Annotated in this window: 1 rRNA gene; it reads left to right on the top strand. The window is 53.3% G+C overall.

Annotated elements, in window-relative coordinates:
• Positions 1-492: 492 nt before the first annotated feature.
• Positions 493-630, top strand: a 23S ribosomal RNA gene (locus DXK94_RS17485); the annotation flags it as partial.

Raw genomic sequence — 630 nt, 5'->3', positions numbered from 1 at the left:
AAATCACTGTCTGCCGCGTATGTGGTGGCGGGGGTTTGTCAGGAGTACAGCCCGTTGCGCAGACGATTGTTCTGCGGCGGGTGCTCATGGGTGGAATATCAACAAATAGGTGCCTGGTGGCACGGACCGGCTTGTGAGTACGGACGCTCTCTTTTTTCCTTCGGGAATGTGAGTGTCCTGGAAAGCGGCCGGGTCGTTGCTGGCGGGTAGTGTTTGGCACACTGTTGGGTCCTGAGACAACAGGACCGGGGGTGACCCCGGGACTTGTGTGTTTCTGGTTTCCTGGCTGCACCGATCATGCGCGTTGACCCTTTTGGGGTTGTGTGTGGGGTGTGTGGTTTGGGGTTGTTGTTTGAGAACTACATAGTGGACGCGAGCATCTTTTATAAGAAGCAATTTCCAAGAATATGAACCTGGATCTGGTTCTTCACTCCTTGTGGGTGGGGGAACAGTTTTCATGGTTCTCTCGAAAATTACTGATTGATCTTTTGTGGTCAAGTTTTTAAGAGCACACGGTGGATGCCTTGGCATTAGGAGCCGAAGAAGGACGTAGGAATCTGCGATAAGCCTGGGGGAGTCGATAACCGGACTGTGATCCCAGGGTGTCCGAATGGGGAAACCCCGCCAAGC

It is taken from the genome of Arthrobacter sp. RT-1, from assembly GCF_003367205.1.
In the GTDB taxonomy this organism is placed as follows: Bacteria; Actinomycetota; Actinomycetes; order Actinomycetales; family Micrococcaceae; genus Arthrobacter.
The sequence above is the reverse complement of the archived record's forward strand: the minus strand, read 5'-3'. Positions and strand labels throughout refer to the sequence as shown.